The following is a 20,604-nucleotide window of genomic DNA, read 5'->3' as shown; positions in this document are numbered from 1 at the left end:
CCGACGCGCGGTGCCTAGAGGAACGGCGTACCGGCGTCCAACCCCGACAACACCCTGCCGTACAACTCCAGATTGGCTGCGGGGTTGACGAAGGAGTGCAGACTCAGGGCGTTCAGGTCCCGCACCGCACGCTGGACCGGCGCCTCCAGACGCAGTGACGACGCGCCGGACGCGGAGCCGATCAGGTCCACGGCCTCCTTGCACAGCCGCGCCACATAGCCGCTCCGGGCCCGGATGCGAGCCCGTTCCGCCGTCGTGTAGTGGTTGCCGTCGGCGGCCCGCGCGTCGATCAGCGCGACGAACTCGTCGGTGAGCAGTTCGGCACAGGAGATCTTCAGCGCGGCCTCGGCGAACTGCAGATGGGTCAGCGGGGCTTCGTGCTGGTGCTCGTAGAACGTGTAGGTGATGCCCCGCTGATGGATGTGCTCGCCGAACTCCGCGAGCGCCGCCCGGGCCGGACCGAGGGCGCCGGCCGCCGTCCAGACGCAGAACAGCAGGAGGACGGGCATGCCGTAGAAGGGGTCGGCGCTGTTCAGCCGGGAGGGGAAGGAGCCGCCCAGCAGCGGCCCGAGGGGCAGTGCGCGGTGGGCCGGCACGTGCACGCCACGGGCCACGACACTGCTGCTGCCGCTCCCGGCGAGACCGGAGACGTGCCAGTCGTCGAGCACATCGAGGTCGGTCATCGGAATGGCCGTCCACAGCAGATCCGGTGGGCGGCCGTCCCCGGAGTCGGCCACCGTGGTCAGCAGGTGCCAGTCGGAGTCCTGGCAGCCGGTGGCGAACGGAGAGGTGCCGTCGACCACGTAACCCCCTTCCACCGCACGGGCCTTCGCCTTCGGGATGAGGGTGCCGCTGACCCGCACGTCGGGGTCGGCGAAGATCTCGTCCTGCGCCTCGTCCGGGAAGAGCGCCGCGATGAACGCGCACCCGGCCTGGATGAGCGTCGTGAACCCCGTCGATCCGCAGGCGGCGGAGACCTCGCTCAGCACGTCGACCTGTGTGCGCGCAGGGGACTGGTAACCGCCGTACCGGCGCGGGATGTTCATGCGGTGAACCCCGGCCTCCGTCAGGGCCTCGACCACCTCGCCCGTCACCCGGCGTTCCTGCTCCGTACGCAGGGCGTGCGAACGGATGAGGGGCTGAAGTCTCCTTACGCGTTCGACGAGTTCGGCGTCCGAGTTCGGTGCGGATGAACCGGCCAAGGCGAGACCTCCGGGCCCGATGCGCGGGAGAACCCTCACCGTGACGCCGAACCCGCCGGGTGTCAACGTCCCCTTCAGGCCGCGGTGTTGAAGACTAAAGGTCGGAAGATACATCGGATGGATTGTGCGAATAGTCTAGGCCTGCTGACGTGCGCTTCTGGCGGCGCGTGGGGCAAATGACGTGTATCGCCAGCGGTGCGCGGGGTGTTGAAGTTATTGACAGGTATACATGCGCCTCCTAGGTTCCCCGATACACCCGATGTATTGAGGATCCGTCAGCCAGGGAGGACGACGATGACCTCGCAGCCGGAGAGATCCGCGCAGCCGCCCCGCAGGGCCGTACTCGGCACCGCGCTGGGCGGAGCCGCGGCGGCCGCGTTACCCGGTACGGCCCACGCCGGGGAACCGTTGTCCTCGCAGGGCGCCGCGCCACGCCCCTGGAAGCTCCGCGACACCATGACCACCGACGGCGCCTGGGCCGGGTTCCTGCGCGCGCAGGACCTGCTGTGGACCAGGCTGCCCACCCTCTGGCACGAGGGCCCGTTCCTCGGCGACGGCCAACTCGGCAGCATGATCTATCAGGAGCCCGGGGCCAACCGGATCCGCTTCACCGTCCAGCACGGCCGGGTCCAGGACCACCGCCCCGAGTTCGGCAGCGGCTGGGGCACCTGCCGCCTCCCCGTCGGGCACCTCACCCTCGAACCGGCCGGCACCATCACCGCCGTCGACTGGCGGCTGAGCCTGTGGAACGCCGAACTCACCGGCACCGTCACCACCACGGCCGGCACCCTCACCCTCGCCGCCCTCATCCATGACGAGGTGCTCGCCGTTCGCGTCACCGCCGCCGGCGGTGAACGGGCCGCCTGGACCTTCCACCCCGAAGAGGCCGTCAGCCCCCGAAAGATCAGCGAGGCCCCGCCCTCCGGCTACACCACCAATCCGCCCTGGACCACCCGCACCACCTCGGACGGCACCGAACAGGTCCTCCAGCCCCTCACCGGCGGCGGCCGGACCGCCACCGCCCACCGCAGCACCGGCCACGACCTGCTCCTCAGCGTCGGCCACAGCCACCCCTCCGACACCGCCGCGGAGGCCGACTCGCTGCGCAACCTGCGCCGCGCGAAGTCGTACAGCGCGCTCAGGCAACGGCACACCAGCTGGTGGCACGCCTTCTACCGCAAGAGCTTCGTGTCGTTCCCCGACCAGCGCCTCCAGAGCTTCCACTGGATCCAGCTCTACAAGGTGGCCTCCGCCAGCCGCTCCGGCGGTCCCGTCATGGCCACCTCCGGCCCCTGGCTGGAGCCCACCCCCTGGCCCGCGGTCTGGTGGAACCTCAACGTCCAGCTGGAGTACTGGCTCATCCACGGCTTCAACCACCCGGAGCTCGACTCCCTGGCCACCACCCTGCGCCAGAGCCAGGAACAGCTCATCGCCAACGTGCCGGCCGCCTACCGCGCCGACAGTTCAGGCATCGGCCGCAGCTCTGACATGTTCGCCAACCGCGGCGTCGGCAGCCCCGGCTCCGGAGCCGAGACCGGCGACCTGACCTGGGCGCTGCACAACGTGTGGCTGTCCTACCGCCACTCCATGGACAAGTCCCTGCTGCGCGACACGATCTACCCCGTACTGCGCCGGGCGATCAACTATTACCTGCACTTCCTCGCGCCGGGCAGCGACGGCAAGCTCCACCTGCCCAGCACCCTCTCGCCCGAATACCCCGTCGTGCCGCCGCAGGACACCAACTACGACCTCGCCCTGATCCGCTGGGGCTGCCGGACCCTCATCGACTCCGCCGAACTCCTCGGCATCGACGACGAGTCGAAGCCGCGCTGGCAGGAGGTGCTGGCCAAGCTCACGCCGTACCCGGTCGACGGCAACGGCTTCATGATCGGCGCCGACACCCCCTACGCGCAGTCCCACCGCCACTACTCCCACCTGCTGATGGTCTACCCCCTCTACCTCGTCAACTGGGACCAGCCCGAGAACCGCGACCTCATCACCAGGTCGGTCGTGCACTGGCACGAACTGACCGGCGCCCACCGCGGCTACAGCTACACCGGCGCCGCCTCCATGTACGCCATGACCGGTGACGGCGACACCGCGATCACCTACCTGCGCAAGTTCTTCGACCCCACCACCCGCTACCCCTGCCGGGCCAACACCCACTACACCGAGGCCGGTCCGGTCATCGAGACCCCGCTGTCCGCCTCGCAGTCCCTGCACGACATGTTCTGCCAGAGCTGGGGCGGAGTGATCCGCGTCTTCCCGGCCGTTCCGACCGCTTGGGCGGACCTCACCCTGCACGACTTCCGTACCCAGGGCGCCTTCCTGGTCAGCGCCGTCCGCAAGGCGGGAGCCACCCGCTTCATCAGGGTCAAGAGCCTGGCGGGCGAACCCCTCAAGCTCCGGCACGGCCTCACCGGACACCTCACCGCGGTGCTGGAGGACGGCACCGCGGCCCGCACCCGCGATCTCGGTGACGGCACCCTCGCCATCGACCTGCCCCGCGGCCGCGAAGTGCTCGTCCACAGCGGTTCCCGTCCCGACCTGAGCATCGCGCCCGTGGCCGTCAGCGAACCGGGACCGGCGTGGGGACTGCCGTAGCGGCCGGTAGCGGTCAGACAACTCGGAGGACGTCCATGGCAGTTCCGATCAGAACCGCGGTCACCGCACTCTGCGCCACCCTGGCGGCCGCACTCCTGACCACCGCACCCGCGCAGGCAGAACAAGCCGACCGGCACGACCACGCCTGGTCCCTGTCACAGGGAGCGCACGCCCCGCGCGCACAGATCACCCTCGACGACGCCTCGGGCACGCTGAGCCTCGCGGTGTCCCGGGAGGGCCGTACGGTCCTCGAACCGTCGCCCGTCGGCATCGTCACCGAACAGGCCGACCTGTCCAAGGACTTGCGCTTCCTGCACCGCAAGGACCGTACGGTGGAGGAGTGTTACCGCACCAAGTCGGGCAAACGGCTCGACCGCCGGGTCCGTATGCACGAGACCCGGCTGTCCTTCGCCACCGCCGCGGGCGCCCGCCTCGACCTCGTCGTTCGTGCCTCCACGGACGGCGTCGCCTACCGGTACGTCCTGCCCGCCGAAAGCGGTGACGTCCTCGGCGAGACGTCCGCCTTCACCCTCCCGGCCGACGCCAGGGCATGGCTCGGCACCTACCGGGTCGACAACGAGGGCCAGTTCGCCCCGTACACGGCGGCGACCGCGCCCACGGCGGAGTACTCCGACCAGGCCCTGTTCTCGACCGGCGGCGGCTACACCCTGCTCGCCGAGTCGGACGTCACCGGTGCCTACTCCGGCGCCCGCCTCGCCCACACCCAGGGCACCGGCACCTACCGCATCAAGCTCGCGGACGACCGGGTGAGGACCGACGGCCCCCTCGCCACCCCCTGGCGGGCCATGGTCACCGGCGACCTCGCCACCGTCACCCGCTCCACCTTCACGGACGACCTCGCCTCCGCGTCCAAGGTCCGCGACACCTCCTGGATCCGTCCCGGTACGGTCCTGTGGACATGGCTCGCGGGCGGCAGGGAGGCGGGCCAGAGCCTGGCCGCGCAGAAGGCGTACGTCGACTACGCGGCCGAACGGCACTGGCCCTACGAGGCAGTCGACGCCGGCTGGTACTACCGGCCGGGGGAGTGGGACGTCACCGATCCCGACTGGCAGACCGACAGCTGGATGCCCGAGCTCGTGCGGTACGCCCGCGCCAAGGGCGTCGGCATCATCGTCTGGATCCACCAGCGCGACCTCGACACCCCCGCCGAGCGTGCCCAATGGCTGCCGACCCTGGAGAAGTGGGGCGTGCGCGGCGTCAAGATCGACTTCATGAACTCCGAGGCGCAGCCCATGCTCCAGTGGTACGACACCGTCCTCGCGGAGACGGCCGCCCATCACCTCATGGTCGACTTCCACGGCTCCACGATCCCCAAGGGCATCCAGCGCACCTGGCCCCAGGTCATGACCCTGGAGGGCGTCGCGGGCGAGGAGAAGCGGACCAACACCGCCGCCCACCTCACCACTTTGCCCTTCACCCGCAACGTCATCGGCTCCATGGACTTCACGCCGGGCGCCTTCCAGCGCGTGGGCCTGCGGCCCAACTCGGACGCGGCCGAGATCGGTCTCACCGTCGCCTACGAGTCGGGGCTGCAGATGTTCGCGGGCACCCCGGAGTCGTACGAGGCCCGACCGCTCGCCCGGGCCTATTTCGACCAGGTTCCCGCGGCCTGGGACGACACCCGCCTCCTCGCCGGCGAACCCGGTCAGGAAGCCGTGCTGGCCCGCCGCAGCGGAGCGCGCTGGTTCCTGGGCGGGATCTACGCCGGTGCCGCCCGCACGGCCGAGGTGCCGCTGTCCCTCGGACCGGGCCGGTGGCTGGTGGAGACGATCCGGGACGGGGCCGACGGTCTCGTCCAGGACCGGCGGGTGCTGCGGGGCGGTGACATGCTCACTGTCGACGTCGTGGCGAACGGCGGCTTCGCCGGGCTCGCCTGTCCATGGCGGCCGGGCATCACCACCTGTCACCGCTGAGCGCACCTTCGTTCCGGGAGGCGGATGCGATCGGCGAGACCGCTGCTGATCGCATCCGGCTCGGCCCGCGCGGGACCTCCAGAACACGCGCGGCATCCCCGGGGCCGCCGAGGCCGGTGACGGCGCGTTGTGGCTGCTGCCCGCGAGTGGCGACGGTCTGCTCGCCGACGGTTCACGTTCCGACGGCGCCGCCGCTCTCGGCGGCACCGGCCACGGTGCCCGGTTCGGCGCGGTGATCGACGAGTGAGCGGGAGGTGTCCGGCGCGGGTCCGGGGCGGTCAGTCGGCGCTGCGCAGCGCGACCCAGGTGTCGTGTGCCACGACGCCGTCCGCGTCAAGGCCCCGCTCGTCCTGGAAGGCCCGGACCGCGCTCTCCGTGCCGGACCCGAACTCCCCGTCCACGCCGCCGTCTCCCACGCCGTATCCGCGTTCCGTGAGGATGCACTGGACCTGCCGGACGCGTTTGCCGCTGTCGCCCAGGCGTGTGCGTCCGTTGCCGTCGTAGTACGTGCACTCGGAGAGCCAGGGAGCGGTGTCGGTCCCGGTGGACGGCGTGTCGGCGGACGCGGTGGCGGACGGTGTGGTGGACGGCGGGGCCTGGCCGGCAGGCGAGGAGCCGTGGTCCTGGCCGGCGGCGGAGCCCGAGGCATCGGGCTGTGCCGAGCCGGTGGTTCCCGTGGCCGGGTCGCGGTCCTCCACCGCGGCGCCGCCGTCGACGTCGGGGCGGCTCAGCCCGCCGACGCTCGGGGGCACCGAACCGTCGGAGGTGTCATGGGGGCCGGTGCCGTCCGCGCTGGTGGCGCCGGCTTTCGGGGCGGCGGCGGCAGGGGGGTCCTGACGGTTGAGCAGCAACGCCACCGCGGCCACCACGCAGATCGCGAGGGCCGCGGCGGCGATCAGTAACGCCTTCCTGCGCCTCGGGGTGAGCTCCCTGGACGGGCCCGGTGCGGCAGGGGTGTCCTCCGCCTTCACGGGCGGCAGCGCATCGGGAGCCGCGGGCAGCGGGGCAGGGTGGGAAGGGCGCTCGGGCAGGGGGAGCGGCAGGCCGGCCGGAGACGGTGAACGTCCCAGGTCCGCGACGGGCAGCCGGTGCAGCGCCTCGTACGCCCGCTGCCGGGCGAGCACCTTGCCGCCCAGCGGGTCGGGCCAGGTGGAGGTCACGGGCCGGGCCCGAGCGGCGTCGATCAGCTCCTGAGGGGTGGGCCGTTGCGCGGGCTCCTTGTCCAGACAGGCGGTCAGCAGGGCGCCGAGCTCCTCGTCCGCCGCCGAGATCTCGCCGACGATCTCGGGGTTGGGGTTCTCGTACGCCACCCGGTGCATCACGTCGACCCCGGTGCCGTCGCCGAACGGGGCACGTCCGGTCGCCGCGTAGACCAGTGACCCGGCCAGCGAGAACACGTCGGAGGCCGTGTCGGAGAGGCCCTCTCTGAGATGTTCGGGGGACATGTAGGCCGGAGTCCCCACCCGGTTGCCCGTGCCGGTGATCGCACTCGCGTCCGCGGCCTTGGAGATCCCGAAGTCGATCACGTGCGCGCCGCGGACGGACAGCAGCACGTTGGACGGCTTCAGGTCCCGGTGCACGATCTCCTCGACGGCGAGGCTCGTGAGTGCCTGCCCGAGTTCCGCCACCAGCCGCCACACCGCGGTCGTCTCCAGGGCGCCGTACTCCTTGACGGCTTCCGCCAGATCGAAGCCGGGGAGGTACTCCGTGGCCATCCACAGCAGCTCGTCCTCGAAGCCCGTGCCGCACAGCCGCGGTGCGTGCGGTGTGCGCAGGCGGGCGTGCACGGCTGCCTCGCGCTCGAAGCGGCGCCGGAACCTGGGATCCTCGGCGTACTCCGGCCTGATCACCTTCACCGCGACCAGACCCGGGCTGTCGTCCACGGGACGCGCCAGGTAGACCCGCCCCATGCCGCCGCTGCCGAGCAGCGCCACCGGCGTGTAGGGGCCGACGCGCCTCGGGTCGCCGAGTCGCAGGGGTAAGGCACCGGTCTGCCGCAGCGCGGCAGCCGCGTCGTCCGCCGACGCCGGCCGCTGTCCCGCCAAGGAATCCCCCGAAGTCACATTCGATGCACGCCAGTTCGCCCCCGGCGGGAGACGAGCGTAGCTCAGCTCGCGCAGGTGTTCAGGAAATCGGTCACCTCCGTCACGCGCCTCATGGACGCGGCCCGCGCCGGGCACCCCGAGTTGGCACTCCCCGGCGCTCAGGGTGACGATGGGGGAAGGCCCTGGGATCACGCCGGACCCGGTGCCCCGCGCATCCCGCCGAACCCGCAGGCTTTGGCCACAGCCTGACAACTCGTCTGCCGCAAAGCGGAGTTATCTCCCTCTCTTCTCCGTGTCTCATTGTCGAATCCCCATAAAGCGAGCACTGTGCGGGGGAAGCCGCGGCGCGTCCTCTCAGGGGGCATCATGACCATCTCCGATGCACAGCTGGCACGGGCCAAGAACATCCGGGTCGAGCAGGTGCCGCTCCTGCGCAGGAGCCGCGGCACGACGAACGAGACCCTCGACGGACTGCCGGACGCCGCGATCAGGCGGGCCCTGCGCCGCCTGAACCACCCCGATCTCCCCAACGAGCGGCGGCTGTTCAGGCTCGAACAGGAGCGTGGCGACGACGGGACCGTCCCCGCCCACGCCCAGGGCACCGCCCTCGACCGGATGCGCGCGCGGGCGGGGACCGGCGAACGCCCTCCCGCCGAGACCGCGGGCGTACCCACGGGCCTGACCGGCGAGGAACTCGCGGGCGGCCCCACCCCGACAGCCGGGATGCGGCTCACACGGTGGGAATGGCTCGGCCCGGGCAACATCGGCGGCCGCACCCGCGGCATCGTGATCCACCCCGGTGACCCGCTGAGGATCTGGGCCGCGAGCGCCGGCGGCGGAGTGTGGCACACCCTCGACGGCGGACGGCAGTGGGCGCCCGTCGACGACTTCCTCGGCAACCTCGCCTGCTCCTGTCTGGCCATGGACCCGAGCTCCCCGACGACGCTCTACGTCGGCACCGGCGAGGGCTTCTCCAATGCCGACGCCCTGCGCGGCAACGGCGTGTTCCGCACCACCGACGGTGTCGACTGGGCGCCGATCACCGCCACGCAGACCGCCGACTTCCGTGCCGTGACCCGGATCGCGGTCTCCCGCACCGGCGAGGTGGTTCTCGCGGCCACCACGACCGGCCTGTTCCGCTCCTCGGACGCGGAACGCAAGACGTGGACGCGGGTCCTCGACGTCCCCCTCGGCATCGTCCTGTTCGACCCCACCGACGACAGCCGGGCCGTCGCGGGCGCGCTGGACGCCGGCGCGGCCTTCGTCAGCTCCGACGGCGGGCGGACCTGGCACCCCGCGACCCACGACAGCAAGCCGTGGTCGGGGCGGGTCGAACTCGCCTACGCGGCCAAGGACCCCGCCGTCGTCTACGCCTCCGTCCAGATGACCAGCGGCCGCATCTGGCGTTCCACGGACGGCGGCCGGACCTACCACCCCCGCAGGACCCTCGACGTCAGCGGCCACGTCGCCGACTACCTGGGCGACCAGGGCTGGTACGGCAACGCCGTGTGGGCCGGCGACCCGACGGACGAGAACCTCGTCGTACTCGGCGGCGTCGACCTGTGGCGCAGCACGGACGGCGGCGACCACATCACCGAGATCAGCACCTGGTGGCACCCGCGATCGGTGCACGCCGACCACCACGCCATCGTCTCCCACCCGTCCTACGACGGAACCGGCAACCGCACGGTCCTGTTCGGCAACGACGGCGGCGTCTTCATGGCGGACGACCTGGCGCGGACCGGCACCGAGCCCAAGGCGCCGTTCGTCGACGGATGGACCGAGCTGGACAACAACTACGGCGTCACCCAGTTCTTCTCCGGAGCGGGCAACCGGCTCAGCGGAAAGATCATCGGAGGCGCGCAGGACAACGGCACCCTCTGCTTCGACCCCGCCCTGGGGGCCGAGGGCTGGCAGCAGATCTTCGGCGGCGACGGCGGCTGGTGCGCCGCCGACCCGGACGATCCCGAGGTCTTCTACGGCGAGTACGTCTTCCTGAACATCCACCGCAACACCGACGGCGCCACCAGCGACGACACCGACGGCGACCGCTACATCAGCGGACAGTTCTGGAACGACGACATCAAGGAGTGGGACTGGAAGCCCCTGCCCTTCCACATCCCGGACGCGAAGAACAACCAGGCACTCTTCATCGCGCCGTTCGTACTGGACCCCAACAACGCCGACCGCCTGCTCGCCGGCGGCCTGTCCCTCTGGCGCACCGACAACGCCAAGGAGGTCAACACGCCTACCTCCGGGCCCAGTTGGCAGGCCGTCAAACCCAGCGCCGGATCGAAGATCAGCGCGCTCACGGTGGCACCCGGCGACTCCGACCTCATCTGGGTGGGACACGTCAACGGCATGCTGTTCCGCACCACCGACGGCACCGCGGCGACGCCCACGTGGGAGCGGGTCGGGGTGACGGGGCCCAGCCGCCTGCGTCCGAGCCGCTACTGCACCTGCGTCACCGTCGACCCCCGGGACCCGGACACCGTCTTCGTCGCCTTCGGCGGATTCGAGGCGGACAACCTCTGGGTGACCCACGACGGCGGCGCCGAATGGTCCCAACTCGCCGAGACGCTGCCGGACGTGCCGATCAGGGCCGTCGCCATCCATCCGCGCCGCACCGAACTGCTCTACTGCGGCACGGAGGTCGGGCTCTTCGCCAGCGAGGACGGCGGGGCGACCTGGTCGGCGACCAACGAAGGGCCCGCCAACTGCTCGGTCGACCAGTTGTTCTGGATGGACGAGACGCTGGTCAGCGCCACGCACGGCCGCGGTATGTACCGAATCGACCTGTCGACGGTCTGACCGAGCCCTGATCCAGCACTCATCGAAGGTGACGGCGATGACACGAAACATGCGGCTGCGGGGCCGGATCGAGACGGTGGCCGCAGGCCTGTGCGGGCTGCTCTTCCTGGTGACCCTCGTCCGGCCCGACTGGATCGAGGAAGTCTTCGGAGTCGACCCCGACCAGCACAGCGGCGTCCTGGAATGGGTGATCGTCGCGCTGGCCCTCGGCGCCACGCTGACGTTCTCCCTGCTCGCGCGCGGCGAGTACCGCAGGGCCCGGAGGCTGTCCACGGCACGGTGACCCTCCGGTACGGCCGCAGGTACCACCGCGGCCGATCCGGTCGACGAGCGGACGCCCCGGGGGAGTCGGGAATGAACGCGCGGCGGTGGCACGTTGTGCACCGCCGACCGACTCTCCTGCCCCCGGGTAGAAAGCAGGCTCATGACGTCCTCGCCCCGCACGATGCGCGCCGTCCGGCTCTCCGCTCCCGGCCCCGTGGACAACCTGCGGCCGACCACGCTTCCGCTCCCGCCCGAGAGGGACGGCTGGGTGCGCATCCGGGTCGAGGCGTTCGGCCTCAACCGCTCGGAGCTGAAGCTCCGCCTGGGCGTGAGCGAGGGCGTCAGCTTTCCCCGGGTGCCCGGCATCGAGGCCGCGGGCGTCGTCGACGCGGCCCCGGCCGGGAGCGGGCTGATCGCCGGGCAGAAGGTCGTCGCGATGATGGGCGACATGGGCCGCACCTACGACGGCGGCTACGCCGAGTACACCTCGGTGCCGCTGTCCCAGGTCATCCCCGTCGACACGGACCTGCCCTGGGAGGTGCTGGGCGCCCTTCCGGAGATGGTGCAGACGGCCTACGGCTCGCTCACCGTCGGCCTGGACCTGCGGCCCGGCCAGTCGGTGCTGATCCGCGGCGGCACCTCCTCGGTCGGCCTGGCAGCCGCCGCGCTGGCGACCTGGCGCGGTGCCACGGTGCTGTCCACCACCCGGCGGGCCGACCGTCTCGCGCTGCTGGCTCAGCGCGGGGTCGACCACCCGCTGCTCGACACCGGTGAGGTCGCGCCCGCCGTGCGCGAGCTGTACCCGGAGGGCGTGGACGCCGCCCTCGACCTCGTCGGCACCCCGACCCTCCCGGACACCCTGCGCGCGGTGCGCGTCCACGGCACGGCCTGCTTCGGCGGCAGCCTCTCCAACCAGTGGACGGTCCGGGACTTCTCCCCGAACGAGTACCTGCCCCGGGGCGTACGCCTCGCGGGATACTTCGGCGACGCGGCCGACCTGCCCCGTGAGGCCTTCCAGGAGATCCTGGACGCGGTCGCCGCCGGCCGGCTGGCCTTTCCCGTGGACCGCGTCTACGACGGCCTGGAACAGGTGCCGCAGGCCCACGACGACATGGAACACGACCGCGCCACCGGCAAACTCGTCGTCCGCGTCCGGCACGAGGACCGTGAAAGTGAATGAGGGCCGGTGACCCACGGTGGCGGGCCGTCTCGTGACACAGGAGTAGCCCGGGCCGAGCTGGGGACTTGAAGGACAGGCCGGGCGTGGCGGCGTACCCATGGGGGCCGCTCCGGCCAGGCTTCTCCGGTTCAGCCAACGAGCCGGGGAGGCCGCGACCCGGTGCGGTCCGTCCCTGCTTCCGGAGGGCCGGCCGCTCGGTGTGAACCGTGCTGCGGCGCTCGGTGGGGGACGGACAACGGGTCGGCGGTAGGGTGGCCGCACCGGTGGAGGTGGGTGGTGGCGGTGGAATGGCGGGAGTTCGCCGAGGCGATGGCCCAGCTCGCGCGGAAACTGCTCGCGCAGGAGTCCGTGCAGGGCACGCTGGACGAGATCGCGGCGGCCGCGGTGCAGCTCGTGGACGGCTGTGACGCGGCCGGGATCCTGGCGGTCCGCAAGGGCCGGGCGGTGACGCTGTCCTCGTGCGGTGACGTGGTGGAGGCGTCCGACCGGCTTCAGGGCGAGCTGGCCGAGGGCCCGTGCTTCGACCTCGCCGCCCGCTCCGACGGCGGGAAGGGCGAGCGGGTGTTCCGGATCGCCGACATCACCCAGCCGCAGCCGGCCTGGCCACGGTTCGCCGAGGCGGCTCGCGACCTGGGCATCGGCAGCATGACCGGGGTGCTGCTCTACACCCACGACGCGGATTTCGGCGCACTGAACCTGTACTCCCGCCGCCCCGGAGCCTTCGACAAGGACATCGAGACGGCCGGCTGGATGCTGGCCTCGCACGCCGCCGTCGCCCTGGCCGACGCCCGCACCATCGACCAGCTCGAGGACGCCATGAAGACCCGCCACGCGATCGGCGAGGCCATGGGCATCCTGATGGAACGGCACAAGCTGAGCGAGGACGACGCCTTCAGCGTGCTGCGCCGCATCTCGCAGCAGCACAACATCAAGCTGCGCGACGTCGCCCAGCGGGTCCGAGGCGACCGCTCCGGCCAGGCCTGACCGGGCGCCCGGCCCGGGGGAGTCGCTCGCGTCTGCGTACATGGCTTGTGCCCGGGTAGCCGCATGAGCGGCAACCGGCCACGAGTGGTGAATGCGACGAAAGAGCTCCACATGGTCATCCCGCTTATGAAGCAGGCGGCAGATGAGGTGGGCAGGGACGATCATGCCAAGCTGCGCTATGCCGCGGCCTGGGGCCCCAGCAGGCCCCACGCCGCGGAGGCGCGGCGGGATGTGCGCGCCGTCCTCGCCCACGCTCCGCACGGCGACCGCCCCACCGTCCCCGCGTCCCGGCTCATGGACGCCGAACTAGTCGTCAGCGAGCTGATCACGAACGCTCTGCGGCACGCTCCCGGCCCCTGCGCCCTGACGCTGCGGCTGACCGGCACCGAGCTGACGATCAGCCTGTACGACACCTCGCCGGACGCGCCGGTGGTGCAGCCGCCCGATCGCCGCCGTATCGGCGGTCACGGTCTGTACCTGGTGCACTCGGTCAGTGACAGGGTCGTCGTCACCCCCCGGGGCAGCGGCAAGGAGATCACCGCCCATCTGCGGCTTGCCACGAGTGACGACACCGGCCGCGCGGACTCCGCCGGCCGGAATGGCGGTGAGTCTCTACGGCCGGGTCCGCACGGCGTCATCCGCGGACCGGTCGACCCGCAGGGCCGGCGCAGCACGCGCTCCGGGGGCGACAGCTCGGTCACCGCGGAGCGCTCATCGGTCGGCCCGCCCCCGTAGCGCACGTCAGGGCGGCGTCTCGCGCATGGTCACTTCCGGCGCGCGACGACCAGCCAGGCGCGCGAGTCGAACCACACGCCGTCGCCGGTGTCGTGCGCGTCGAGAGTCCCGCGCAACCGGTCGAGTGCGCGCTCCCCGCTCGCGGCATCCAGACCCCTGAGCCATTCCCTCGCCATACGCAGCTGGAGTACGGCAGCGAGCGCGCGCTCCGCGTCCGGGCCGTAGTGGACGGGCTCGCGTACGTCGACGACATCCACCCCGGTGAATCCGGCCGCGGTCAGGACACCGGCCGCGACCTGCGGATCGGCCAGCGTGAAGGGATCGCCGGCCGCCGGGGCAGGCGCCGGTGACGCGGGGCCGCCGGAGAGCGCCGCCCGGATCGCGGTGTGCCACTCCTGGCGTTCGGCGGCCTGCCAGACCAGCTGCACGAAGCGCGCGCCGGGGCGCAGGGCCCGGCCGATGTTGGCGAACGCGGCGACCGGGTCGGAGAAGAACATCGTCCCGAACCGGCTGACGGCCAAGGTGAAGTGCTCCGGCGCAAACGCCTGGTCCTGGGCGTCGCCCTGCGTGAAGGCGGCATTGCTGAGCCCTTCCGCCTCGGCCTCTCGGCGGGCCCGCGCCAGCATCGGCCCCGAGACGTCGATGCCGAGCGCGGTACCCGGTGACGCCGCCCGTGCCGCGTCCCGGGTGGTCCGGCCGGTGCCGCAGCCGATGTCCAGGACACGATCACCGGCGCGGACTTCGAGGGCTTCCATCAGCCGCTCGTGATGCCGAGTGAGCTCGGAGTCGTAGTCGAACACGGGGACGCCTCCTCACGCCGCCGGGCCGTCGCGGAGCACACCCCGCACGGTGTCGAGCCGTACCCCCGGTTCCCACTCTGGCAGCCACCACGTCGCGCCCGCTCTCGCGTACGGCTCGGGGTCGACGCCCAGGGGGAGCCCTACGGCGATGTCGTACGAGGCCATCCGGCCCTGGCGGAGTCCGGTGAGGGAGTCGACGATCTCGGCGAGCTGGTCCGGATGTTGGAGATTGGCCGGGAAGAAGCCGTCGAGCCGTGCGGCACGGCGGATCGGCTTGCCATTGCCGGGCATGCCCGCGGCCCACACCGGCACCCCGGGCCGCTGAACCGGTCGCGGCAGGAACGTGATGTCGTCGACGGTGTAGTGCTCGCCGCGATGGCGTACCGGCTCGCCGGACCAGGCGGCGGTCAGGACATCCAGGGACTCGTCGAGCATCCGCCCGCGCCGCCGGGCGTCGAGCTCCTCGCCGGTCCTGGACAGCTCGCCGGCGAACCGGTCACTGCCCAGGCCGACGCCGAGGGTGAGGCGGCCCTCGCTGAGCCGATCGAGTGTCGCGCTCTCGCGAGCGACCTTGGCCGGCCGTCGGCGGGGAAGCGCCGTCACCATCGGGCCGAGCCGGATGCGCTCGGTCACGGTCGCGATCGCCGCCAGCGCGATCCACGGGTCGGCGACCTGCCGGATCGGCGCCCGCCAGCACAGCTGATCCCAGACGAAGCAGCCGTCCCACCCGGCCTCCTCCGCGTCGGCGGCGACGCGCGCGACCGTGGACGGGTCGGCGAGATCGTCGAAGAGCGGCAGCCACAGTGCCGACCGCAGCCGGTTCACGAGCCGCCCTCCTGTGTGTGCCGCACCAGAGCCGGGACGAGGTCGTCCCACACCGGACGCGGCAGGTCGTGCCCGGCCCCCTTGAGGACCAGCAGCTGCGCACCGGGGATCGCGTCACGCAGGGCCTCGCCGTGCGGCAGCGGCAGCAGCGGGTCGTGGTCGCCGTGGACCACGAGCGTCGGCGCCACGATGTCGCCGAAGCCACCGCGGGTCGGCCTGTCGTGCTCGATGGCGAAATGGTTGACCAGCGTCGACGCGTAGTTCCTGGCGCGTGCCACGTCATGTGCCGCCAGGGCTCGGACCGCGGTCTCGTCGAAGTACGGCGAGCCACCGGCGTACGCCCTCGCGCCGGCGACCACGTAGTCGACCACCGCGGCCGCGTCGGAGACGTCCGGCTCGGCCGGCACCGCCAGGTCGCTCGACGGCGGCGGCAGGTCGTCGGCACCGGTCGAGGTCGACACGAACGTCAGCGACGCGACCCGGTCGGGATGGTCCACGCCGAGGACGAGTCCGGCCCCGCCGAACATCGACTGACAGACCACATGGGCGGACCCGATGCCCAGGGCGTCCTGGACACCGAGCACGTCGAGGACGAGATCCGTGTACGTGTAGGACGGCCGTCCCGGTGGGCAGCAGGTCGAGCGACCGGTGTCCCGGTGGTCGTAGCGGACCACGAACCGGCCGTGGGCGGCGAGCTGTTCGCACAGGTCGGCGTCCCACCACAGCATCGAGGCGGCCGCTCCGGCGACCAGCACGATCGCCGGGTCCGCGCGGTCCCCGAAGGTCTCCGTGCACAGCTCGACGCCGTTGATGCCGAGGAGGTGCTCGCCGTGCGAGCGAGGTGAGGTCATGTCCTGACGCTAGAGCGCACGACTCCATGGTGAAAAGTGATGATTTCCGATCGGTTCGATCGCATGGAGCGATGTACATCGTTACGCTGGGACGCGTGAGCACCATCGAGCTGCGCCACCTGGCGGCGATGACCGCCATCGTCGAGGAAGGCTCGTTCGGCCGGGCCGCCGTCCGCCTCGGGTACACCCAGTCGACGGTGAGCCAGCAGGTCGCCGCGCTGGAGCGGGCCGTCGGCGGTCCGGTGTTCGACCGGCCGGGCGGCCCCCGACCGGTCCGGCTCACCCCCCTGGGCTCCGTGGTCCTGGACCACGGCCGCGCCCTGCTGGCGAAGGCGGCGGCGCTGACCGACGCCGTGGACCGGTTCCAGGCGGGCGACGGCCGCATCGACATCGGCACGTTCCAGAGCGTGTCCAGCGTGATCCTTCCCTCGGTCGTGCGCCGGCTGCGCGAGGAGCATCCCGGCTGCGACATCAGGCTGTCCGAGGAGGAGCCGGAGCAGCCCCGGATCGGCGACCTCGACCTGCTGTTCTACGACGGCCGCGTCGACGGCGACATCGAGCGGCGCAAGCTGCTCGACGATCCCTATCTGCTGGTGGCCGCCGCCGGCACCTTCCCCGACGGGCCGGTGTCGCTGGAGCGGCTCGACGGCGCACCGATGGTGGCCTGGCCGCTGACCTGCGACCAGCCGCTGATGGAGCAGGCACTCGCGCACAGCGGCGCCCGTCCGCGGATCGTGTTCCGCAGCGCGGTCAACGACACCCTGTTGTCGATGGTGCGCGCCGGCCTGGGATCGGCACTGCTGCCCTGGCTCGCCGTCCGCGGCGCCGACGTCCCCTCCGACGACCGGCTCCGCGTCCACGAGCTACGGCCCTGTCTGCCGCCCCGGGAGATCTACCTGCACTGGCAGGCCGGACGCGTCCATTCACCGCTCGCCGCCCGCGCGGTCGACGTCGCCGTCGAGGTCGCGGCCGCGCTGGCACCACCACCCACTGCTTGACCCGCGTGTCAGGGGGTGCCCAGATAGGTGGTCGCTTCGACGTCGTGCAGGTGGATGAGGATGTCGTGCGCCTTCCGGAGGGCTGTCGTGTACTTCACGGGGTCGGGCCACCCGGCCCCGATGTTCCAGGTGGCGCGCTCCTTGTCCAGCCAGGCACGCGCGGGTGCCGGAGCCGTGCGCAGGTCGAGGAGGTAGTCCTCCTGGCGGGCCTGGTCCAGGGTGTGTTCGTTGGAGCCCGGCTCCGCGGCACCCACCCGGTAGGTGCGCATCACGTTGTCCTCGGTGCCGAATGCCTTGAAGGCACCCTCGTAGAAGGTGAAGCCGATGCTGACGTAGTCCCCGCCCAACACACCGCGCAGGAAGGCGCCTTGGGTCTTGGGATACCGCGCGTCGAACGAGTCGTAGGACACGTGGGTGTTGTGGGCCGACAGCAGGATCCGGTCGCCGGTGTGCCGGTGCCACCAGGCGACGTTCTCGGCCATGACCTGGTCACGGAGTTTCATCATCGCCGCCACCTGGTCCTCGTCCTCGAAGTCGAAGGCCATGCCCCTGGCCATCTGATGGATCGCCCTGGCGTGCTGCACCATCCACAGGTGGTCCCGGCGGTCGGCGCCGGCGGCGGGGCGCTGTTTCCGCAGGAGCTCGTACACCTCTCCGGTCCGCTCGGCGCGCTCCCGGCGCTCGCCGAGCGGCAGCTTGAAGTACTCCTCGCTGTAGGTCCCGGCGTCGGTGGTCGGTGCCAGGCCGCGGTACAGCTCGGTGACGCGGTCCAGCAACCGCGGGTACCTGCGTGCCACATAGCCGGTCACCCGCTCGTACGACTCGGGCCCCGCGTAGCCCATGTCGTCGCCCATGAACCGCACCGGGTCGTCCGGATGGCGAAGGTTGTAGGTGCGCATCCACTCGATGAGGTCGAGGTAGTCCTGGTTGTTCCAGATCCGGTAGGAACCCTGGAACTCCTCTCGCGCGATGTCCTTCAGGTCGCCCTTCCCGTCCACCACGTACGCGTCGAGCCGCACCCCGCTGCTCCAGGGAAGCTCCAGGGCGAAGGACCGAAAGCCCTTCTCCTCGACCAGATAGCGGAAGACCCGGTGCTTCATGCGGAAGAAGTCCCGCGAACCGTGCGTGGCTTCGCCCAGCCCCACCACGTCGGCGCCCCGGACCATGCGGCCCAGCGCCTGAAGGTCCCGCAGGCTGCCCTCGGGATCGGTGCTCCTCAGCGGATGAGCACTGCGTTCGATGGCGGTGACCACGGGATCCGCGTGCGGTGCGGAGGTCGATGCGTTCGAGACCGGGACCGTGACCGCGGCGGACGACTCCTGCCGTGTGTCGCCGACGGCCGGAGTGGCCACCGCCACCCCGCCGAGCGCGCCGAGGGAGAGGAGGACCGAGGACATCACTACTGCCTTGTGTCGCTTCATGGTTGTAGGTTTCCGTGCGCACAGGGCGCGTCACCAACCCCTACGCTGCCCAGCCGCGGGTACCGCAGGCACTACCGCGGTCCGCCCCCGCCGCACACCGGGCCGTCCGTGGCCCACTTCCCCCGAGGACCGACGCAGGCCCCTGTTAGGGTGCGCCGATGCCAACGATCAAGAAATTCCAAGTCACCTTCGACTGTGCGGAACCCGAGCGCGTAGCTCGCTTCTGGTGCGAGGTGCTGGGATACGTCGTACCGCAACCGCCTGAAGGATTCGCTTCGTGGGAGGACTTCGACCACTCCCTGCCTCCTGCGGAGCGGGGTGCGTGGTTCATGTGCGTCGACCCGTCAGGGGCCGGCCCGCGACTGTTCTTCCAGCGCGTCCCCGAGGGCAAGGTCGTCAAGAACCGGGTGCATCTCGACGTCCGGGCCGGCACCGGACTCGTGGGTGAGGAGCGCCTGGCCGCACTGGAGGCCGAATGCGCACGGCTCGTCGCGCTCGGCGCGGTACGCGTGCGACTGCTGCCGGCCGACGAGGAAAACGAGTCCTGCATCGTGATGCAGGACGTCGAGGGCAACGAGTTCTGCCTCGACTGAGCATGGTCCGCCGCGCCGTGCCCGCGCTGGCCTGAACCGAGTGCCGCGGCCCGGCACCTACGAGACGCCGGACTGCCTGATCGTGACAGGGCTGCCTGGGGCCGGGGCCAGGGTGCATCCGCCTCCTACGGTTTGGTCCGTCCGGCCCGACGCCCGGGCGGTTCCTGTGCGCGCTCGACCTCCTCGGCTTCCCTGGTGAGCTTCGCGACCTTCGTCTGCGCCGCGGTGATGCCGCGGAGGATGAGGCGCAGGTGGGCGGTGGACTGCGGTACGGCGGCCTGCAGTTCGTCCAGTCGCCGTCGCTGAGCGGCGAGTTCGGCCCTGAGCCGGGCCGCCCGGTCCGGTGGCGGGGGAGGGGCCTGCCCGTTGAACATGACGTTGTGCAGGGGCCGTTCGGTGTGCACGGCTTCGCGTTCGGCCGCGTGCGCGTCGTGGGGATAGTCGATCTGTATGCCGATGACGTGGGGTGCCCAGGGCTGCTGTTGCAGGTGGGTGCGGATACGTGTGAGCGGACACGTGGAAATGCCCACGTACAGCAGGCCTTCGGGGCCGTAGAGCCGGTACAGGGCGGTGCGGCCGGCGGTGTGCAGACTGCCTTCCTCGTCGAACAGGCTGCGCAGGAACTGGGTGTCGATGTCGGTCATGACGCGGCCTTTCCCGGCTCAGGGCGCGTGGGGCGGCCATGGCCTCCATGCCCGGCTCCCTCCGGCCGACAGCCGGGCAGCGAGCACGCGCCGTTCGTCCATGTCCCCACGGTCCCACGCGGGTGTGACACAGTCCCCGTCCGCTGTCCCCAGTCCGCCGAGGCACCGGGCGTCGGCTCACATCACCTGGAGCTGCCCGCGAACCGGCGCAGGGCGGGGGCCCGTTGCGGATCCCCGCGTGCCGGCGGTGGAGCGGCGGGTGCCGTCGAGGACCGTGAAGACATAGAGGCGCAGGACGGCGAAGCGGCCCAGCCCCGCGAGGCCGGAAGCGCTCAGGTAGACGAGCTGCTCACGCAGCATGCCGGGGGAGGGCTGCGCCAGGTGAAGGACGTACACAGCAGCGGTGGTGGCCAGATAGGCGGCGGTCGCCGAGCCGGCGGACTGCCAGTGCTCCCGCCATCCGGCGCGGTGCCCGGTGCCGAAGGTGAAGCGGGCGTGGAGCTCGGTGCACAGCAGGGTGGAGGCGGCGGTGACCAGAGCGTTCGAGACAGCCCAGGGCAGGTTCATGGCCAGCAGCGGCACCACCAGTCCGGACAGGACCCCGACGCCGCCTCCCAGGGCGACGAACCGGAGGAAGGAGACGACGGGGTGAGGGGCGGCCGGGGTCGCCGTCTCGGGCTTCTGTATGAGCGGCGACGGCATGAGGGTGTTCC

General features: G+C 71.5%; 17 protein-coding genes. 9 read left to right on the top strand and 8 right to left on the bottom strand.

The window, feature by feature from the left end:
* Window positions 1-14 precede the first annotated feature (14 nt).
* Window positions 15-1,202 carry an acyl-CoA dehydrogenase family protein gene (locus AQI94_RS12270; RefSeq protein ID WP_031044288.1) on the bottom strand — a complete coding sequence of 396 codons (1,188 nt, stop codon included), beginning with the start codon at window positions 1,200-1,202 and terminating at the stop codon, window positions 15-17.
* 294 nt (window positions 1,203-1,496) lie between these two features.
* On the opposite strand from AQI94_RS12270, the gene AQI94_RS12265 reads away from it, so the two are divergent.
* The gene (locus AQI94_RS12265) at window positions 1,497-3,806 is read left to right on the top strand and encodes a glycosyl hydrolase family 95 catalytic domain-containing protein (RefSeq protein WP_031044289.1); all 2,310 of its coding nucleotides are present in this window, start codon (window positions 1,497-1,499) and stop codon (window positions 3,804-3,806) included.
* 35 nt (window positions 3,807-3,841) lie between these two features.
* Complete coding sequence (locus tag AQI94_RS12260; protein WP_031044292.1) at window positions 3,842-5,740, top strand: glycoside hydrolase family 97 protein; 1,899 nt, start codon at window positions 3,842-3,844, stop codon at window positions 5,738-5,740.
* Between the two features lie 278 nt (window positions 5,741-6,018).
* Here the strand turns inward: AQI94_RS12260 and AQI94_RS12255 are convergent, their stop codons facing one another.
* Window positions 6,019-7,785, bottom strand: a complete 1,767-nt coding sequence (locus AQI94_RS12255; protein WP_031044295.1) for a serine/threonine-protein kinase — start codon at window positions 7,783-7,785, stop codon at window positions 6,019-6,021.
* Between the two features lie 366 nt (window positions 7,786-8,151).
* On the opposite strand from AQI94_RS12255, the gene AQI94_RS12250 reads away from it, so the two are divergent.
* From AQI94_RS12250 to AQI94_RS12230, 5 genes are all read left to right on the top strand, one after another.
* Window positions 8,152-10,596 carry a WD40/YVTN/BNR-like repeat-containing protein gene (locus tag AQI94_RS12250; RefSeq protein WP_031044299.1) on the top strand — a complete coding sequence of 815 codons (2,445 nt, stop codon included), beginning with the start codon at window positions 8,152-8,154 and terminating at the stop codon, window positions 10,594-10,596.
* A gap of 37 nt (window positions 10,597-10,633) precedes the next feature.
* Window positions 10,634-10,879 carry a hypothetical protein gene (locus tag AQI94_RS12245; RefSeq protein ID WP_031044303.1) on the top strand — a complete coding sequence of 82 codons (246 nt, stop codon included), beginning with the start codon at window positions 10,634-10,636 and terminating at the stop codon, window positions 10,877-10,879.
* Between the two features lie 141 nt (window positions 10,880-11,020).
* Window positions 11,021-12,040 (top strand): zinc-binding dehydrogenase, encoded by a 1,020-nt coding sequence (locus tag AQI94_RS12240; protein WP_031044307.1) that lies wholly within the window; start codon window positions 11,021-11,023, stop codon window positions 12,038-12,040.
* A 282-nt stretch (window positions 12,041-12,322) separates the two neighbouring features.
* Window positions 12,323-13,024 carry a GAF and ANTAR domain-containing protein gene (locus AQI94_RS12235; RefSeq protein ID WP_031044310.1) on the top strand — a complete coding sequence of 234 codons (702 nt, stop codon included), beginning with the start codon at window positions 12,323-12,325 and terminating at the stop codon, window positions 13,022-13,024.
* Window positions 13,025-13,135: 111 nt separating this feature from the next.
* Window positions 13,136-13,759 (top strand): ATP-binding protein, encoded by a 624-nt coding sequence (locus AQI94_RS12230; protein WP_051832145.1) that lies wholly within the window; start codon window positions 13,136-13,138, stop codon window positions 13,757-13,759.
* 29 nt (window positions 13,760-13,788) lie between these two features.
* Here AQI94_RS12230 and AQI94_RS12225 read toward each other — a convergent pair whose 3' ends face one another.
* Genes AQI94_RS12225 through AQI94_RS12215 form a run of 3 tightly spaced genes read right to left on the bottom strand, consistent with a single transcriptional unit; the run spans window position 13,789 to window position 16,235 of the window.
* Window positions 13,789-14,559 carry a class I SAM-dependent methyltransferase gene (locus AQI94_RS12225; RefSeq protein WP_031044316.1) on the bottom strand — a complete coding sequence of 257 codons (771 nt, stop codon included), beginning with the start codon at window positions 14,557-14,559 and terminating at the stop codon, window positions 13,789-13,791.
* A 12-nt stretch (window positions 14,560-14,571) separates the two neighbouring features.
* The gene (locus AQI94_RS12220) at window positions 14,572-15,384 is read right to left on the bottom strand and encodes an LLM class flavin-dependent oxidoreductase (protein WP_031044320.1); all 813 of its coding nucleotides are present in this window, start codon (window positions 15,382-15,384) and stop codon (window positions 14,572-14,574) included.
* Window positions 15,381-16,235 (bottom strand): alpha/beta fold hydrolase, encoded by an 855-nt coding sequence (locus tag AQI94_RS12215; protein ID WP_031044322.1) that lies wholly within the window; start codon window positions 16,233-16,235, stop codon window positions 15,381-15,383. Before AQI94_RS12215 ends, AQI94_RS12220 begins: the two co-directional genes overlap by 4 nt.
* A 95-nt stretch (window positions 16,236-16,330) precedes the next feature.
* On the opposite strand from AQI94_RS12215, the gene AQI94_RS12210 reads away from it, so the two are divergent.
* A complete protein-coding gene (locus AQI94_RS12210; RefSeq protein ID WP_225890179.1) occupies window positions 16,331-17,233 on the top strand; it encodes a LysR family transcriptional regulator in 903 nt (300 codons plus the stop codon).
* 8 nt (window positions 17,234-17,241) lie between these two features.
* Here AQI94_RS12210 and AQI94_RS12205 read toward each other — a convergent pair whose 3' ends face one another.
* On the bottom strand, window positions 17,242-18,654 hold the full coding sequence (locus AQI94_RS12205; RefSeq protein WP_031044328.1) for an erythromycin esterase family protein: 1,413 nt from the start codon (window positions 18,652-18,654) through the stop codon (window positions 17,242-17,244).
* Window positions 18,655-18,812: 158 nt separating this feature from the next.
* On the opposite strand from AQI94_RS12205, the gene AQI94_RS12200 reads away from it, so the two are divergent.
* The gene (locus tag AQI94_RS12200) at window positions 18,813-19,247 is read left to right on the top strand and encodes a VOC family protein (RefSeq protein WP_031044331.1); all 435 of its coding nucleotides are present in this window, start codon (window positions 18,813-18,815) and stop codon (window positions 19,245-19,247) included.
* A 125-nt stretch (window positions 19,248-19,372) separates the two neighbouring features.
* Here the strand turns inward: AQI94_RS12200 and AQI94_RS12195 are convergent, their stop codons facing one another.
* Together AQI94_RS12195 and AQI94_RS12190 are read right to left on the bottom strand one after the other, a co-directional pair.
* On the bottom strand, window positions 19,373-19,891 hold the full coding sequence (locus AQI94_RS12195; protein ID WP_031044333.1) for a hypothetical protein: 519 nt from the start codon (window positions 19,889-19,891) through the stop codon (window positions 19,373-19,375).
* A gap of 177 nt (window positions 19,892-20,068) precedes the next feature.
* Window positions 20,069-20,593: a GtrA family protein gene (locus tag AQI94_RS12190; protein WP_031044336.1), complete on the bottom strand. Its 525-nt coding sequence runs from the start codon at window positions 20,591-20,593 to the stop codon at window positions 20,069-20,071.
* Window positions 20,594-20,604 lie beyond the last annotated feature (11 nt).

The sequence above is a fragment of the Streptomyces pseudovenezuelae genome (assembly GCF_001513955.1).
GTDB lineage: Bacteria > Actinomycetota > Actinomycetes > Streptomycetales > Streptomycetaceae > Streptomyces > Streptomyces pseudovenezuelae.
The sequence above is the reverse complement of the archived record's forward strand: the minus strand, read 5'-3'. Positions and strand labels throughout refer to the sequence as shown.

Coding starts and splice junctions, on each gene's coding strand:
- AQI94_RS12265 (WP_031044289.1), top strand. CDS start 1,497: ATGACCTCGCAGCCGGAGAGATCCGCGCAGCCGCCCCGCAGGGCCGTA.
- AQI94_RS12260 (WP_031044292.1), top strand. CDS start 3,842: ATGGCAGTTCCGATCAGAACCGCGGTCACCGCACTCTGCGCCACCCTG.
- AQI94_RS12250 (WP_031044299.1), top strand. CDS start 8,152: ATGACCATCTCCGATGCACAGCTGGCACGGGCCAAGAACATCCGGGTC.
- AQI94_RS12245 (WP_031044303.1), top strand. CDS start 10,634: ATGACACGAAACATGCGGCTGCGGGGCCGGATCGAGACGGTGGCCGCA.
- AQI94_RS12240 (WP_031044307.1), top strand. CDS start 11,021: ATGACGTCCTCGCCCCGCACGATGCGCGCCGTCCGGCTCTCCGCTCCC.
- AQI94_RS12230 (WP_051832145.1), top strand. CDS start 13,136: ATGGTCATCCCGCTTATGAAGCAGGCGGCAGATGAGGTGGGCAGGGAC.
- AQI94_RS12215 (WP_031044322.1), bottom strand. CDS start 16,235: ATGACCTCACCTCGCTCGCACGGCGAGCACCTCCTCGGCATCAACGGC.
- AQI94_RS12205 (WP_031044328.1), bottom strand. CDS start 18,654: ATGAAGCGACACAAGGCAGTAGTGATGTCCTCGGTCCTCCTCTCCCTC.
- AQI94_RS12200 (WP_031044331.1), top strand. CDS start 18,813: ATGCCAACGATCAAGAAATTCCAAGTCACCTTCGACTGTGCGGAACCC.
- AQI94_RS12195 (WP_031044333.1), bottom strand. CDS start 19,891: ATGACCGACATCGACACCCAGTTCCTGCGCAGCCTGTTCGACGAGGAA.
- AQI94_RS12190 (WP_031044336.1), bottom strand. CDS start 20,593: ATGCCGTCGCCGCTCATACAGAAGCCCGAGACGGCGACCCCGGCCGCC.